Source organism: Achromobacter sp. (assembly GCF_036567245.1).
Lineage (GTDB): Bacteria > Pseudomonadota > Gammaproteobacteria > Burkholderiales > Burkholderiaceae_B > Achromobacter.
Genome location: NZ_DATCUY010000196.1, coordinates 1 through 14,563 on the forward strand (window position 1 = coordinate 1; position 14,563 = coordinate 14,563).

Genomic DNA, 14,563 nt, shown 5'->3' on the forward strand with positions numbered 1-14,563 from the left:
GGCCCTGCAGCGGATGGCCGGCGCGGGTGAACAGGCCGCCATGCTGCGGCGGCAAGGGCCGCACGGTGAAATCGCCGGGCGGCGGCAGGCTGTGCGTCACCGCCACGGCCAGATCCAGCTTGTCCTGCTGCAGCTTTTCCAGCAGGCGCTGCCAGCTTTCGATCTCGACGTGCACGCTCAGGCCTGGATGCTCGCGTGCGATGCGCACCAACAGTGGCGACAGGAAGCCGGCCGCCGGAAACGCCCCCACGCCCAGGTTCACGCGGCCCGTGTCGTGGCCGCGGATCAGTTCGGCTTCGCGCCGCAGGTCGCGGGTTTCTCCCAGGATGCGCTGCGCACGCTCCAGCACCATGCGCCCGGCCTGCGTGGGCGTGACGCCCGTGGACGCCCGGTCCACCAGCACCAGCCCCAGCGAGTCTTCCAGCGACTGGATGCTGCGCGTCAGCGCGGACTGCGTCAGATGCAGCCTTTGCGCGGCGCGGGAGTAGTGCTTTTCCTCGGCGAGCACGGCGTAGTGCTGGAGCGACCGTATTGTGAGGCTCATGTATTTTTCTCATCAATATTGGACTAAATATGCATTTGATTGGGCGCAAACGCAAGACTACAAAAGACTTGCCGCGACGGAAAAAATGCAGCACCGGCCGCCCTGTGGTGAACCTCATTCCAGAGCAATGCAAGACATTGCCTACCCCCCAGGAGGAGACAACATGGACCGCAAGTCGTTTTTGAAGCTGTTGGGCAGCAGCGGGGCTGCGATGCTGGGCGCCCTGGCCTGTCTTTCGGCGGCTGCCGCCCCCGTCACCCAGGCGCCGCCCTGGCCGGGCGGGGGCAAGCCCATCCGCCTGGTGGTGCCGTTTCCGGCCGGATCCGGGTCGGACGCGCTGGCGCGCATGTTGGCGATGAAGGTCACGCAGCGCACCGGCGCGCCGGTCATCGTCGACAACAAGCCCGGCGCCGGCACCATGATAGGCGCGCAGGAAGTGGCCCGCGCCAACCCCGACGGCTACACCCTGCTCTACACCATCGTCGTCACCCACACGCAGAATCCGCATCTCTACAAGAAGCTGCCCTACGACCCGGTGAAGGATTTCACTCCGGTCATCCAGGTGGTGCGCTCGGCCACCGTGCTGGTCGCCAACAAGGACGCGCCGTTCTCGACCACGGCGCAGATGATCGACTATGCCCGGGCCCATCCGGGCAAGCTGAATTTCGCTTCCTACAGCCCCGGGTCCACCTCGCATCTGAACGGCGAGATCCTGAAGCAGCAGACCGGCATCGACATCGTGCACGTGCCCTACAAGGGCACCGCCGACGCCAGCCGCGCGCTGCTGGCGGGCGAGGTCCAGGTCTACTTCGACGGCACGGCCACCGCCGTGGAGAACGCGCGCGCCGGCAAGGTCAAGCTGCTGGGCCCGGCCACCGACCGCCGCCTGAGCGTGCTGCCGGACCTGCCCACCCTGAAGGAGCAAGGCATACCCGGGCTGGACATCGTCGGCTGGCAAGGCATCTTCGGCCCCGGCGACATGCCGCCGGCGCTGGCCGAGCGCGTGGCCCAGGTCTTCCGCGAAGCGCTGGACTCGCCCGAGGTGACCCAGAGCATCGTGTCACAGGGCAACGAAGTCAGCGGCGCGGGACCCAAGGAATTCGCGCAGATCGTCCAGCAGGACAGCGAACGCTGGGGCGCCGTGATCAAGCGCATCGGCCTGGTCCTTCAGTAACTCTGGCGCGTATCGAAAGGAGAACGCAATGCATGATCTGGTCATACGCGGCGGCACGATCGTCGATGGTTCGGGGCGGCCCCGCTACCAGGCGGACCTGGCCATAGAAGACGGACGCGTGGTCCAGGCCGAAGGCAGGGCCGGCGCGGCGCGGCGCGAGATCCGCGCCGACGGCTGTCTGGTGGCGCCGGGCTGGGTCGATATCCACACCCACTACGATGGCCAGGCCACCTGGGACCCGTACCTCAGCCCGTCCACCTGGCACGGCGTCACCACCGCCATCATGGGCAATTGCGGGGTGGGCTTCGCCCCCGTCAAGCCCGAGCGGCGCGAGTGGCTGATCAAGGTCATGGAGGGCGTCGAGGACATACCCGGCTCGGTGCTGTCCGAAGGCATCCAGTGGGACTGGGAGACCTTTCCCGAATACCTGGACGCGCTGGACCGCCGCCCCAAGGCGCTGGACGTGGGCGCGCAGATCCCGCACAGCGCGGTGCGCGCCTACGTGATGGGCGAGCGCGCCATCCACCACGACGAGGCCTCGCCCGCCGACCTGATCGCCATGCGGGAAGTGGTGCGCGAAGCGCTGGTCGCGGGCGCGGTCGGTTTCTCCACCTCGCGTACCTTCCTGCACAAGTACGACGAGCGCAAGTATCCGCCCGGCACCTTCGCCACCGGCGAGGAAATCACCGCGCTCGGCTCGGTCATGGGCGAGGTCGGGCATGGCGTGTTCCAGATGACGGCCAACCATCCCGCCATGGAAGGCGAAATGCCCTGGCTGGAGCAACTGGCGCGCCACAACCGCCTGCCCGTGCTGTTCAATCTGCAGCAGACCGACGGCGCGCCCGACGTCTGGAAGCAGATCGCCGGCAGCCTGGACCGCGCGCACCGCGAAGGCGTGCCGCTGCTGGCCGGCATCAGCGGCCGCCCGCTAGGCATACTGTTTTCGTGGCAGAGCACGCTGCATCCGTTCATCGCGCATCCCAGCTACCAGCCGCTGCATGCCCTGCCGCTGGCGGAGAAACTGGCCCATCTGCGCGACCCAGCCACGCGCAGCCGCATCATGAACGAACAGCGCGGCCTGCTCGATCGCCGCGCCGAAACGCTGTTCAGCAGCTTCCACAAGATCTACCGCCTGGGCAGCGATCCCGACTACGAGCCGCTGCCCGAGGAAAGCGTGGCCGCCATGGCGCAGCGCGACGGCCGCGCACCGCTGGAAATCGTGTACGACCTGATGCTGGAGAACGATGGCCAGGCGATCCTGTACTACCCGTCCTTCAACTATTCGTATGAGAACCTGGACCACCTGCACCAGCTCATGCAGCACCCCAACACCGTCAACAGCCTGTCCGACGGCGGCGCGCATTGCGGCTACATCTGCGACGTGAGCATGCCCACGTTCATGCTCAGCCACTGGACCCGCGACCGCCGCCGCGGTCCGCTGCTGGAACTGGAACACGTGGTCAAGCGCCAGACGCGCGACACCGCCAACGTGTACGGGCTGCTGGACCGCGGCCTGCTGCAGCCCGGCTACAAGGCCGACGTCAACATCATCGATCCCGATGCCGTACGCGTGCATTGTCCGGAAATGGTGTTCGACCTGCCGGGCGGCGGCCGCCGCCTGATCCAGCGCGCCGACGGCTATGTGGCCACGCTGGTCAACGGCGCGCCCATCTTCGAAGGCGGCGCGGCCACCGGCGAGCTGCCGGGCAGGCTGTTGCGCGGAGCGCGCAGCCAGCAGGCATGAAGCCCATAGGGCAGGCTTTCCGGCCTGCCCGCAGCGCGCGCCGGGCTCATGCGCGGGTCGGCTCCGGCATGTACTGGCCCAGCAGCCCGGCAACCCAGTCGATGAACACACGCAGCTTGGCGCTCACGTGCCGGTTGGGCGGAAACGCCACGTACATCGGCATGGAGTCCAGGCGCCAGTCCTCGAACAGCGGCACCAGTTCGCCGCTTTCGACGTGGGCGCGGGACATGTAGTCCGGCAGCCAGAGCACGCCCATCCCGGCCAGGCCGGCGGCCAGATAGGCGTTGCCGTCGTCCACCGCCAACACGTAACGCCCGTGCACCTTGACGCTTTCGCCGCCGCGGCGCATGGCGTACGGCAGCGCCTTGCCATTGCGCGCCCACAGAAAGCCCACGATGCGGTGATGCGTGTCCTCGAGCTCGCGCGGATGCGCGGGCGCGCCGGCGCGCTTCAGGTAGTCCGGCGCCGCGTAGACGCCGAGCCGCAGGTCGCCCACGCGCCGCGCCATCAGGGACTGGTCGGTGAGCTCGCCGCCGCGCACCACGCAGTCCACGTTCTCGCCGATCAGATCGACGATCCGGTCGCTCACGCCCATGTCCAGCTGGATGTCCGGATACTGCGCGTGGAAGGCCGGCAATGCCGGCACCAGGATCATGCGCGCCAGCGGGCTGGGCACGTCCACCCGCAAGCGGCCCCTGGGCGCCGCCGCGGCGCCGGACAGGCTGGTCTCGGCATCATCCATGTCGGCCAGCAGGCGCAGCACGCGCTCATAGTAGGCGGCGCCATCGGCCGTCACGTTGACCTTGCGCGTAGTGCGGTTCAACAGCTTGACGCGCAAGCGCGCCTCCAGTTGCTGCACCAGTTGCGTCACGCTGGTCTTGCTCATGTGCAGGGTTTCGGCCGCCTTGGTGAAGCTGCCGGTTTCCACCACGCGGGCAAACGCCTGCATTGCGTCGAAACGGTCCATCTCTGCTCCCGCTCTTCCAGATTATTTGGATTCTACAAACAGTGATGGTTGGACTTGCCCGTTTATCGCGGTGCCGGGGCCACCTAAAGTGCCAGCATCGTCAATGCCGGGCCGGATGCGGCCCATGAATGGAGACCACCATGACCAAACGCGACGTCGTTTTTCCGCCCGGGCGCCAGGCCCTGTATGAGCGCAACCGCTATTCCCCCGCGATCCGCTCCAATGGCTTCCTGTTCGTCTCGGGACAGGTGGGTAGCCGCGAGGACGGCACGCCGGAACCGGATCTGCAGGCGCAGGTCCGGCTTGCCTTCCGCAACCTGCAAGCCGTGCTGGCGGCAGCCGGCTGCAGCTTCGACGACGTGGTCGACGTGACGGTGTTCATGGTCGACCCGGCGTCCAAGTTCGAGACGATCTGGCAGGTCGTGCCGGAGTATTGGGGCGAAGCGCCGCACCCGACCCTGACCGCGGTGGGCGTGACCTGGCTTTACGGCTTCGACTTCGAAATCAAGGTGATCGCGAAACTGCCGCAGACGGCCCAGGACTGAGTCCGCGGTCCCGCCAAGCCTACACCACGCCGACCCGGATCACCCCGGCGATGGTCTGCGCCGCCTGCTGCAAGGCGGGCACCATGTCGGCCTCCAGCCGGTCGCCTTCCACTTCCGGCGCGGCCACCGATATCCCCACCGACAGCAGGCGCGAGCCTGCCTGCGGCACCGGCACGGCCACCGACACCTGATTGCTGTCCGGGTAGTCGAACCGGGTCCAATGCCCCGGCGCCAGGCGCAAACCGCCGGCCAGCGCGCTGGCCGGCGGCAGCACGCTGCCCACGCGCAGATTCATCACCACCAGGCGGCGGCGCTCGGCCGGCGCCATGGCTCGGCCGATGATGATCACGCCCTCGGGATTGGCCTCGCCCAGGTTGGAAGTGCCGGAATAGGCATCAGCCAGGTTCTGCAGGATCTCCTGCACGGCATCCGTCACCCCCAGGCTTTCCATGGCCGCGAACCCCAGTTCGAAGACCTGCGGCGTGAGCCGCCAGCGGCTGTCTTCGCGCGCGGCATAGCCCTCTTCTTCCAGCGTCTGCAGGAACCGCAGCACGGTCGCGTGCGGCAAGTCGACCGCGCGCGCCAGCTCGGCCAGCGTGGGCCGGCCGTTGCCGCGGAAGGCCCGCATGATGGATAGACACCGCTGAATCGATCTATTATTCTTCAATCGTTCACCTGATAAACGTCTTGATCACTAGGTGAACAATACACATAAACGACGCTCCCGGCAAGACCGGCGAGCCAGGGAAGGAGACAAATCAATGAAACGCATCGCACTCGCCTTGGCGGCGGGTCTCGTGTTCTGTACGGGATCCGCCGCGGCGCAAGCAACGTGGCCCGCGCAGCCGGTCAAATGGATCGTGCCCTATCCACCGGGCGGATCGACGGACATGCTGGCCCGGCTGGTCAGCCACAAGCTCGGCGAGCGGCTGGGCCAGCCCGTCATCGTCGAGAACAAGGCCGGGGCTGGCGGCAACATAGGCACCGATTTCGCGGTCAAGCAGCCGGCCGACGGCTACACCATCGTGATGGGCAATATCGGCCCCATCTCCATCAACCCCGCCCTCTATCCGGACCTGCCCTACAAGCCGCAGCGGGACCTGGCGCCCGTCACGATGCTGATGAGCGTGCCCAACCTGCTGGTGGTCAATCCTTCGCTGCCGGTGCGCTCGGTGCAGGAACTGATCGCCTACGCCAAAAAGTCGAAGGCGCCGCTGGACTACGCCACGCCCGGCACGGGCACCTCGCTGCACCTGGCGGGCGAACTGTTCGCCTCGTCCGCGGGCCTGCGCCTGACCCACGTGCCTTACCGCGGCAGCGCGCCGGGCCTGAACGACACGGTGGCGGGCCACGTGCCCATGATGTTCGACAACATGCCCTCGGCGCTGCAGTTGGTGAAGGCCGGGAAGCTGCGGGCGCTGGCGATCACCAGCACGGCGCGCTCGCCGCAGTTGCCCGACGTGCCGACCATGGCCGAGGCCGGCCTGCCGGGCTATGAGATCGCCGGATGGTTCGGCGTGCTGGCGCCGGCGGCCACGCCCAAGCCCATCATCGAGCGCTTGAACAAGGAACTGCTGGCGGTGCTGGCGATGCCGGACGTGCGCGAACAGATAGACGCCATGGGCGGCATCATTTCAGCCGAGGGACCAGCGGACTTCGGCCGCTACATCGCCGCGGAAACCGACAAATGGGGCGCATTGGTCAGCAAGGCGCAGATCAAGCTTCAATGAGCAAGGAGACAAGCATGAGCACATATCGCCATCTGGAAACCCAACCGATAGCCGGCGCGCTGGGCGCCGAAATCCGCGGCATCGATCTGTCGCGGCCGTTGTCGGACGATCAATTCGACGAAGTGCGCGCCGCGCTGCACGAGCATCTGGTGGTGTTCTTCCGCGACCAGCAACTGACGCCGCAGCAGCACATCGATTTCAGCTCGCGCTTCGGCGAGCTGCTGGAAGTGCCGTTCGTGCGGGCGCTGGACGGACACCCGACCATCCTGCCCGTGATGAAGGGCAAGTCGGAAACCACCCGGCGCCTGTTCGGCGGCCTGTGGCACACGGACATGAGCTACGCCGAAGAGCCGCCGCTGGGCTCGGCGCTATACGGCCGCGTCATACCGCCCTATGGCGGCGACACCATGTGGGCAAACATGTACCGGGCCTACGACGCGCTGTCGGACAAGCTGAAACAGATCCTGGACGGGCTGGGCGCGGTCCACAGCGCGGTCCGCTCCTATGGCGCGGGCGGCGCGGTGGTGAACAACGGCGACCCGGCCCACAAGATGGACGTGCGCACCGACGACCGCGCCGCCAGCGAGGTGGTCCACCCCGTGGTGCGCGTGCATCCGGCGACGGGCAGGAAAGCGCTGTATGTAAACGGCACCTACACCCTGCGCTTTGACGGCATGACCCAGGAAGAAAGCGAGCCCCTCCTGCAATTCCTGTACCGCCATGCGGCGCGGCCGGAATTCACCTGCCGCTTCCGCTGGACGCCCGGTTCGCTGGCGCTATGGGACAACCGCTGCACCCAGCACCTGGCGATGAACGACTACGACGGCTTCGACCGCGAGATGCACCGCACCACGATCTCGGGCGACCGGCCGATCGCGGTCGCGCGCTAGGCCATCCGCAATGGCTCAGCGCGGCGGCTTCAGCGGCAAGAGCCGCCGATAGCCCGCCGGCAGCGGCTGGGCGGCGTGCTCCGCAACCGTGCGCGCCAGCCGCTGCGCCAATTCCGGCGGGAACGGCTTGGCGCGCCGTGTTTCCAGATCCACGTGCAGCGATAGCTGTTCCATGGTGGCCGCGACATAGCCGTCGCGGGTCTGCATCAGCTCCATCAGGCACAGCAGGCGCTTGTCATCCGCTTCCAGCAGTCGGATGCGCAGCGCCAGGGGATCTCCCGCCAGCACTTCGCGCAGATAGGCCACGTGCACATTCATCGTGTAGATGCCGCAGCGCGTGGCCTCGGTGTAATCCAGCCCCACTCCCACCTCGCGCAGCAGCTGGAAGCCGACGCGGTCGAAGATGCCCACGTAATGGGCCGCGTTCATGTGGCCATACTCGTCGATCCAGGCAGGGTCCACGCTCAAGGTCGTGGATGGAAGGGCTGATGTCATGATTTCCTCGGGGACAGGGTTCCGGTCAACGCATGACATTAGCCGACGCCCGCCGGCGGATCAATGCTGGCGTCTTCGTGCCGGGGATGAAGCCGAAGGTTGTAAGTCCCGCGGGCTGCGCGCCATCCTCGTACTAGTTCCCCCCGACCGGCCGGCGCCGGCCAAAAGGCCGATGCGGCGTCAGGCCGCCGGGGAAATGGTCCATCCGCGCCCCGCCATCCAGGCGATAGGCGAACGGCGTCATATACCGCACCCTGGCGGACAGGCGTAAGTAGACAAGTTCGCGTCTTGATTCTCAAGGCGACGCTGCAAACGCGCAGGAGCGCGCGCTCAAGGTCGGGGAACCAAGATGAATATCCTGTTGGCGTTCACGCCATTCATCGTGTTTGTCATCATTGAAAGAACCGTCGGCGTACTGGAAGGACTTGCGGCTGGCACCTTCGTATCCGCGGGACTGGTGCTGCGCGATTGGCTCAGCCCCGAGCGGCGCATCAAGATCCTGGAAACCGGCACGCTGCTGCTGTTCATGGGGCTGACCCTGTATGCCCCGATGGTCGATGGCGATTCCTGGACCATCGCCCAGGCGCGCCTGCGGGTCGACGCCGGCATACTGGTCCTGGTGTTGCTGACCCTGGCGCTGCGCCGCCCATTCGCCCTGGAGTATGCGCGGGAGAAAGAACCGGAGTATGTCTGGAAGAATCGCCGCTACGCCCGCATGAACTATGCCGTCGCGATGGCTTGGGCGCTGGCCTTCGCGACCATGGTGGCGGCCGACGCGCTGCTGCTGTACCAGCCGCAGTTGCCGCAGGTCATCGCGATCGCCGTGACGGTGGCGGCGCTGGCCGGCGCGATGAAATTCACCGCCTGGTATCCGGACAGGGTATCGGCTGCAACGCTGAGGTAGCCCGCCTCGAATCGGCAAGCTTCGCGATGAGCGAATGTGCCGACATCAGGCCTGAAGCCTCTACTGGAAGTGGTAGCGTTCCCGGTAGCCCACCGGCGACATGCCGCAATACTTGTTGAAAATATCGCGGAAGGCCTTGGTGTCGTTGTAGCCGACTTCGTACATGACTTCGGCCACGCTCTTGCGCGAGGTTTCCAGCCGCTTCTTCGCGGCTTCCACACGCACCCGCTGCACATATTCCACGATGCTGTTGCCCGTGGCCTGACGGAAGCGCCGCTCCAGCGTGCGGCGGCCCATGGCGTGGCGATCGGCCAATTCCTCGACGGTGATCTTTTCCGTGTAGCGGCCTTCGATGTAGTCCTGCACCGCGCGCACGACCTCGTCGGCGTGGGACTTCTGCCCCATGAACACCGCAAACGGCAACTGGCTCTGGCGGCTCCAGTCCAGCTGGAAGTACTTGGCGCACCAGATGGCGGTGTCGCGGTCGGTGTATTTTTCGATCAGGTGCAGCACCAGGTGCGCCGCGGAAAATGCGCCGCCGCTGGTGTAGATGCCGTTGTCCGCCATGACGATGCGGTCGCTGACCCATTGCACGCTGGGGAACAGGCTGGCGTAGAGGTTCTGCGCCACCCAATGGACCACCGCTTGCTGGCCGTCCAGGACGCCGCCCGCGGCCAGCAGCGCGGCGCCCATGCACAGGCTGGCGACTTCGCCGCCCTCGCGGTGATGGCGCGACAGCCATTCGATCAATTCGCGGTTCGACAGCACTGCGTCGGATACCGAACCCAACAGCGGCGGCGCGATGCAGATGTCGATGTCGTGGGCGTCCGCCAGAACCATGTCGGCCTGCACCGTGATGCGGCCCTGATCCAGGCGGACTTCGCGGGTCAGGGCCAGGGTGCGCACCGTGAACCTGGGTTCGCGCCCGTGCGCGGCCAGGTATTCGTTGGCGACCAGAAAGCCGTGCCTGGCGGTCTCCAGCGAGGCGATATTGGCCCCCAGGGGCAGCAGGAAAGCGACGTTTTTCATCCTGCAAAGCATACGCCTGCCGGCTGTCGCAATCCACCCTCAAGATTGTCGCAATTGCCTATCTGAATTTGCCGCCGATCCCGATAAAGTGACACTTACCGGAATGAGATCCGGGCTGCGCCAGAGGCGGCTTGCGGGCCTCCTGACGCGGAACAGAACAACGTGGATCCGAGGAGTTACTGATGGAAAAGTATGTAGACGGTTTCCTGCTGCCTGTGCCCAAGGCCAACCTCGAAACCTATCGGAAGATGGCCCAACAGGCGCAGACAGTCTGGCTGGAGTACGGCGCGCTGGATTACCGCGAATGCGTGGCGGAGGATATCGACAAGGAAGGCGCCGGCTCGTTCAGCGCAGCAGCCGGCGCGCGCGAGGGGGAGACAGTGGTGTTCGCCTGGATCACCTACGCCAGCAAGGCGGATCGCGACGAGATCAACGCCAAGGTCATGGCGGACCCACGCCTGGGGGAAAACTGCTGCGAAGGCGTGTTCGATTTCAAGCGGATGTGCTGGGGCGGCTTCACCACGCTGGTAGGAAACTGAGGCGACCGGGAATCCTCCTCCCGCCCTTTCAAACTGAAGATTCTGGAGACACCCCATGGCTAACCCTGCAAGCAAACCCATCCCCGAAGGCATGCACACGCTCACCCCGCACATCGTGTGCGAAGGCGCGGCGCAAGCCATCGACTTCTACAAAAAGGCTTTCAACGCCGAGGAACTGGCGCGGCTGCCCGGCCCCAACGGCAAAATCATGCATGCCGCCATACGCATCGGCGATTCCGTCATGATGCTGATGGACGATTTCCCCGAATGGGGCAGCCTGGGCCCGAAGGCGCTGAAAGGCACGCCTGTCACCCTGCACCTCTACGTAAAAGATGTGGACGCCGCCATGAAACAGGCGGTGGCGGCCGGGGCCCAGGTGACCATGCCCGTGGCGGACATGTTCTGGGGCGACCGCTACGGCCAGGTGGTGGACCCTTGCGGCCACCGCTGGTCCATCGCCACGCACAAGTTCGACCTGACGCCGGAAGAGGTCCAGGAGAACATGGCGAAGATGGGCCCGATGGAAGGCTGCGGCGATCAGTCAAAGAAGCAAGGTTAGACGGCCGGCTGCGGATACGGCCCCAGGAAATCCAGCTTGCCGATCTTCACTCCCGCGTGGCGCAGGATGGCGTACGCCGTGGTGACGTGGAAATAGAAGTTCGGCAGCGCGAACGTCAGCAGATAGTCGTCGCCGCGGAATTCCTGCTTGAAGTCGCCGAACGCCAGCGTGACCTTGCGGCCTTCGGCGCCGTCCAGCTTGTCCGCCGCCACCTCCTGCAGGTACGCAATGGTGGCGGCGATGCGCTGCTGCAATTGCTCGAAGGTGGTTTCCTCATCGGGGAATTTGGGCGCTTCCACCCGCGACAGACGCTGCACGGCGAACTTGGACGCATCGCTGGCGCGCTGGATCTGGCCGCTCAGCGGATACATGTCCGGCGCCAGGCGGGCATTGATGAGCTCAGCCGGATCCATGCCGGCGGCCGCGGCATGCTCGGCGGCCTTTTGCAGCAGAGTGGCCAGGACGTTGAGGCCGCGGACAAAGGCAGGCACGCTGGCCTGATACATGGAAAGAGACATGATGAAGACTCCGGACTGGAACTGGGCGGCCCGCGCGGGACGCGTCGGCGCGCCGGGGAATACGCTGATCTTACCGCCACGCCGGAGGCCGGGCTCCGGCCCCTGATGCGCTCGCAAACGCGGCGCCCGGACCCTGATCTATTCCGCCTGCCCGCGGGCCGCGCGGCGCTGTCCCTGGAAGAAGCGCCAGATCAACGCCGAGGCGTCCGGCCCGCTGCGCGCGTGGTACCGCACCGAGGCGTCGCCGCCGCTCCAGGCATGCTCCACGAGCGTGATTTCGCATAGCCGCAGCACCGTCCGGCTGCCGCGCAGCATGTCCACGCGGCGGTAGGATTTGTCGGTGCCCAGGCCCAGCACGCGTTCGACCGGCACGCTTTCCGGGGGCAGGTCGTTCACGGCGCGGAACTGTTCGAACAACTGCCTGGCGTTGCGCGGCGCCACCGTGGGGTCCAGTTGCCCTTGCAGAATCATGGCGGGCATGCCGAGCTGGAATACGGCCGGATCCGCGACCCGTTCCAGCAAGGGCAGCAGCGGCTTGAGGGCGCCGCGCCGCATGGTGCCGATGCCGCCGGCGGCGCTGTGAGCATCGCCGGCCACCGGCCCGGAATGCATGGCCACGGCGGCAATCAGCCGCGGATGCCGCAAGGCCACCAGCGCGGCCATGCCCGCGCCCGCGGACAGGCCCGCGATGTAGATGCGTTCGGGGTCCAGCTCATGCCTGGCGCACTCCGCGCGGATCAGCGCGGCGATCAGGTCGGCTTCCGCGCCGCCGTGCGCGTCGTCCGGCTGGAACCAGCGCCAGCAGCGCTGCACCTGACGGGCCATGGATTGCTGCGGATACAGCACCATGAAGCCGCCCGCGTCGGCCCATTGATTCATGCGCGAACCGCGGGCGAACGACAGCGCGGTCTGCCTGCAGCCGTGCAGCATCACCACCAGCGGCATGCCGGAGCGTGCCGCCGCGGCGGGCGTGTAGCGCGCGAACGTGAGACGGCGGCCCTTGCTGTCGGAGAACTGCCTCGATGCTTCCCAGCGGCCCGCGCCCAGGGACGGCGCGGCAGCGCTGCGGGAGGCAGAGGCGGACTTGGCCGCCTTGGGCTTGGACGGACCGCGCTTTTTGGCGGGCTTGGGGACCGCCATGCGCATTGCGGCGCGCTGCAACTTGCCGAACTTCTTCGCGGCCTTGAAAAACAGATTGGTAAAACTGCGCGCCATTGCGAGGCCTCGGCCAGTAAACCTGCGTTTGCTTGCGCGCTGAATGTATCACAGAGTAACTTTCAGACCGCCCTTTTCGCGCGCCAGTGCTCGACCCGATTTGCAGTAGATCAAGCGGACGGCACGCCGGCTGGCTCAAGCACGCTTGCCGGCTTGAGCCGCCGCGCCAAAGCGCCTAAGGTGTACCCCTGAACCAACCAAGACGCATTCATGTTCCCCAACGACAGACCCCAGACCCTGGGCGAGGAAATCGCCAACGCCATCAGCCACGGCGTCGGCGCCGCGGGCGCCGTGGCCTCCGCCCCCATCCTGATCCTGGCCGCCGTGCGCCAGGGCGATGCCGCCTTCATCGCGGGCGCCGCGGTCTTCGCCGCGACGATGTGCCTGCTGTACCTGGCATCCACCATCTATCACGCGCTGCCCAAGAGCCGCGCCAAGCAGCTGTTCAACGTGCTGGACCATTCCGCCATCTATCTGCTGATCGCGGGCACCTACACGCCCTTCGCCTTGGGCGCCCTGCGCGGGCCCTGGGGCTGGACCCTGTTCGGCCTGGTCTGGGGCATGGCGCTGCTGGGCGTGGGGCTGAAAGCCAGCAAGCGGCTCAACCGTCCCGCCATCTCCACGGGGCTGTACCTGGCGATGGGCTGGCTGGTGATCATCGCGGTCAATCCGCTGATCGAGCGCGTACCCACCGGCGGCCTGTGGTGGCTGGTGGCGGGCGGGCTGGCCTACACCGGCGGCGTGGTCTTCTTCGTGCTCGACAACCGCTGGCGCTACAGCCACTTCGTCTGGCATCTGTTCGTGCTCGCCGGCACGGTCTGCCACTTCTTCGCCGTGCTCTGGTACGCGGCCTGAGCGCCGTACCGCATCGTTCAGCCGCGGCCGGTTCCGCCCGGCTGCGGCATGGCCAGCAGGCCACGCTTCATCAGCGCCTTCATACCGGGCACGAGCAGCCCGCCGCCGAACAGCAGATCGCGCCATAGGCCCGGCCCCGAAGCCTGGAAGCAAGGCGTCAGCGCGCGGCTGAGCGTCTGGTACATGCGCGAAGGCAGCAGCCGGCTACGGGCGTAGCGCGCCGGCCCTGCGGCTGCGCCATGCTGCGCCAGGGCCCCTGCCAGCGCCAGCGCATCCAGCACCGCCAGGGTCGTTCCCAAGCCCAACTGGGGGCTCATCGCGTGGCCCGCGTCCCCCACCGCGCAATACGGCCCCGCAGCCAATCCGCGCGGCCAGGTATGACGGTATGTGGCCACCGCCAGATCGTCGTGCCGCGAGATCTGGTCCACCACGGGCGCGGCCTCGGGCCACAGGGACAGCATGCGTTCCTTCCAGGCACCGATGGGCGCGGCGCGCCAGGCCGGCAAGGCATCGTGGCGGATGCTCCAGAACAGCGACAGGCGCACGCCCTGCGGGCCGATCTCGGTGGGCAGCAGGCCCATCATTTCGCGGGTGCCGCGAAAGCGCTGCAATAGCTGCGTCGCGCCGCTCCAGCCAGGCGTCCAGAATTGGCCCCACAACGCGCCCCACGCGTAGGCGCGCGAACTCGCCGCCAGCCCGACCTGCTCGCGCAGCGCGGAGGCGGCGCCGTCTGCCACCACGAACACATCGAAACTGGATTCGGCCCGGGCATCGCCCGTGCCATGCGTCACGTGCGCCCTGCCCTCGCGAGTCTCCAGCGTTTCGACCGGACAGCCGAACGAGAACTCCGCGCCC

Annotated in this window: 17 protein-coding genes; 9 read left to right on the forward strand and 8 right to left on the reverse strand. The window is 66.9% G+C overall.

Annotated elements, in window-relative coordinates:
• Nucleotides 1-544, reverse strand: a 544-nt coding sequence (locus tag VIR09_RS08145; protein ID WP_332012415.1) for a LysR family transcriptional regulator, incomplete at its 3' end; no start/stop codon positions are given.
• A gap of 163 nt (nt 545-707) precedes the next feature.
• Here VIR09_RS08145 and VIR09_RS08150 point away from each other — a divergent pair.
• Together VIR09_RS08150 and VIR09_RS08155 are read left to right on the forward strand one after the other, a co-directional pair.
• The gene (locus tag VIR09_RS08150; protein WP_332012416.1) at nt 708-1,718 is read left to right on the forward strand and encodes a tripartite tricarboxylate transporter substrate binding protein; all 1,011 of its coding nucleotides are present in this window, start codon (nt 708-710) and stop codon (nt 1,716-1,718) included.
• A gap of 28 nt (nt 1,719-1,746) precedes the next feature.
• Nucleotides 1,747-3,462 (forward strand): N-acyl-D-amino-acid deacylase family protein, encoded by a 1,716-nt coding sequence (locus tag VIR09_RS08155; RefSeq protein ID WP_332012417.1) that lies wholly within the window; start codon nt 1,747-1,749, stop codon nt 3,460-3,462.
• A gap of 46 nt (nt 3,463-3,508) precedes the next feature.
• Here the strand turns inward: VIR09_RS08155 and VIR09_RS08160 are convergent, their stop codons facing one another.
• Nucleotides 3,509-4,429, reverse strand: a complete 921-nt coding sequence (locus VIR09_RS08160) for a LysR family transcriptional regulator (RefSeq protein ID WP_332012418.1) — start codon at nt 4,427-4,429, stop codon at nt 3,509-3,511.
• Nucleotides 4,430-4,569: 140 nt separating this feature from the next.
• On the opposite strand from VIR09_RS08160, the gene VIR09_RS08165 reads away from it, so the two are divergent.
• Entirely contained in the window at nt 4,570-4,974 is a 405-nt protein-coding gene (locus tag VIR09_RS08165) for a RidA family protein (RefSeq protein ID WP_332012419.1), read from the forward strand.
• Between the two features lie 19 nt (nt 4,975-4,993).
• On the opposite strand, the gene VIR09_RS08170 is transcribed toward VIR09_RS08165, so the two are convergent.
• Nucleotides 4,994-5,641: an IclR family transcriptional regulator gene (locus VIR09_RS08170; RefSeq protein ID WP_332012420.1), complete on the reverse strand. Its 648-nt coding sequence runs from the start codon at nt 5,639-5,641 to the stop codon at nt 4,994-4,996.
• A gap of 94 nt (nt 5,642-5,735) precedes the next feature.
• Here VIR09_RS08170 and VIR09_RS08175 point away from each other — a divergent pair, with 94 nt between their 5' ends.
• Nucleotides 5,736-6,704 carry a tripartite tricarboxylate transporter substrate binding protein gene (locus VIR09_RS08175; RefSeq protein ID WP_332012421.1) on the forward strand — a complete coding sequence of 323 codons (969 nt, stop codon included), beginning with the start codon at nt 5,736-5,738 and terminating at the stop codon, nt 6,702-6,704.
• Nucleotides 6,705-6,718: 14 nt separating this feature from the next.
• Nucleotides 6,719-7,594, forward strand: a complete 876-nt coding sequence (locus VIR09_RS08180; RefSeq protein ID WP_332012422.1) for a TauD/TfdA dioxygenase family protein — start codon at nt 6,719-6,721, stop codon at nt 7,592-7,594.
• 15 nt (nt 7,595-7,609) lie between these two features.
• On the opposite strand, the gene VIR09_RS08185 is transcribed toward VIR09_RS08180, so the two are convergent.
• Complete coding sequence (locus tag VIR09_RS08185) at nt 7,610-8,089, reverse strand: thioesterase family protein (protein WP_041654058.1); 480 nt, start codon at nt 8,087-8,089, stop codon at nt 7,610-7,612.
• Between the two features lie 349 nt (nt 8,090-8,438).
• On the opposite strand from VIR09_RS08185, the gene VIR09_RS08190 reads away from it, so the two are divergent.
• On the forward strand, nt 8,439-8,993 hold the full coding sequence (locus VIR09_RS08190) for a hypothetical protein (protein ID WP_332012423.1): 555 nt from the start codon (nt 8,439-8,441) through the stop codon (nt 8,991-8,993).
• A gap of 60 nt (nt 8,994-9,053) precedes the next feature.
• Here VIR09_RS08190 and VIR09_RS08195 read toward each other — a convergent pair whose 3' ends face one another.
• Nucleotides 9,054-10,034, reverse strand: a complete 981-nt coding sequence (locus VIR09_RS08195; protein WP_332012424.1) for a GlxA family transcriptional regulator — start codon at nt 10,032-10,034, stop codon at nt 9,054-9,056.
• A 170-nt stretch (nt 10,035-10,204) separates the two neighbouring features.
• On the opposite strand from VIR09_RS08195, the gene VIR09_RS08200 reads away from it, so the two are divergent.
• Together VIR09_RS08200 and VIR09_RS08205 are read left to right on the forward strand one after the other, a co-directional pair.
• On the forward strand, nt 10,205-10,561 hold the full coding sequence (locus tag VIR09_RS08200) for a DUF1428 domain-containing protein (protein ID WP_013394962.1): 357 nt from the start codon (nt 10,205-10,207) through the stop codon (nt 10,559-10,561).
• A 55-nt stretch (nt 10,562-10,616) separates the two neighbouring features.
• The gene (locus VIR09_RS08205; protein ID WP_332012425.1) at nt 10,617-11,120 is read left to right on the forward strand and encodes a VOC family protein; all 504 of its coding nucleotides are present in this window, start codon (nt 10,617-10,619) and stop codon (nt 11,118-11,120) included.
• On the opposite strand, the gene VIR09_RS08210 is transcribed toward VIR09_RS08205, so the two are convergent.
• Together VIR09_RS08210 and VIR09_RS08215 are read right to left on the reverse strand one after the other, a co-directional pair.
• Nucleotides 11,117-11,638, reverse strand: coding sequence for a DUF1993 domain-containing protein (locus VIR09_RS08210; protein ID WP_332012426.1), 522 nt, complete (start codon nt 11,636-11,638; stop codon nt 11,117-11,119). The two genes, VIR09_RS08205 and VIR09_RS08210, sit on opposite strands and share 4 nt — an antisense overlap.
• 138 nt (nt 11,639-11,776) lie before the next feature.
• Nucleotides 11,777-12,853, reverse strand: a complete 1,077-nt coding sequence (locus tag VIR09_RS08215) for a PHB depolymerase family esterase (protein ID WP_332012427.1) — start codon at nt 12,851-12,853, stop codon at nt 11,777-11,779.
• Between the two features lie 210 nt (nt 12,854-13,063).
• Here VIR09_RS08215 and trhA point away from each other — a divergent pair, with 210 nt between their 5' ends.
• A complete protein-coding gene (gene trhA / locus VIR09_RS08220; RefSeq protein WP_332012428.1) occupies nt 13,064-13,708 on the forward strand; it encodes a PAQR family membrane homeostasis protein TrhA in 645 nt (214 codons plus the stop codon).
• A gap of 17 nt (nt 13,709-13,725) precedes the next feature.
• Here trhA and VIR09_RS08225 read toward each other — a convergent pair.
• A partial coding sequence (locus VIR09_RS08225) for an FAD-dependent monooxygenase (RefSeq protein WP_332012429.1) occupies nt 13,726-14,563 on the reverse strand: 838 nt, incomplete at its 5' end.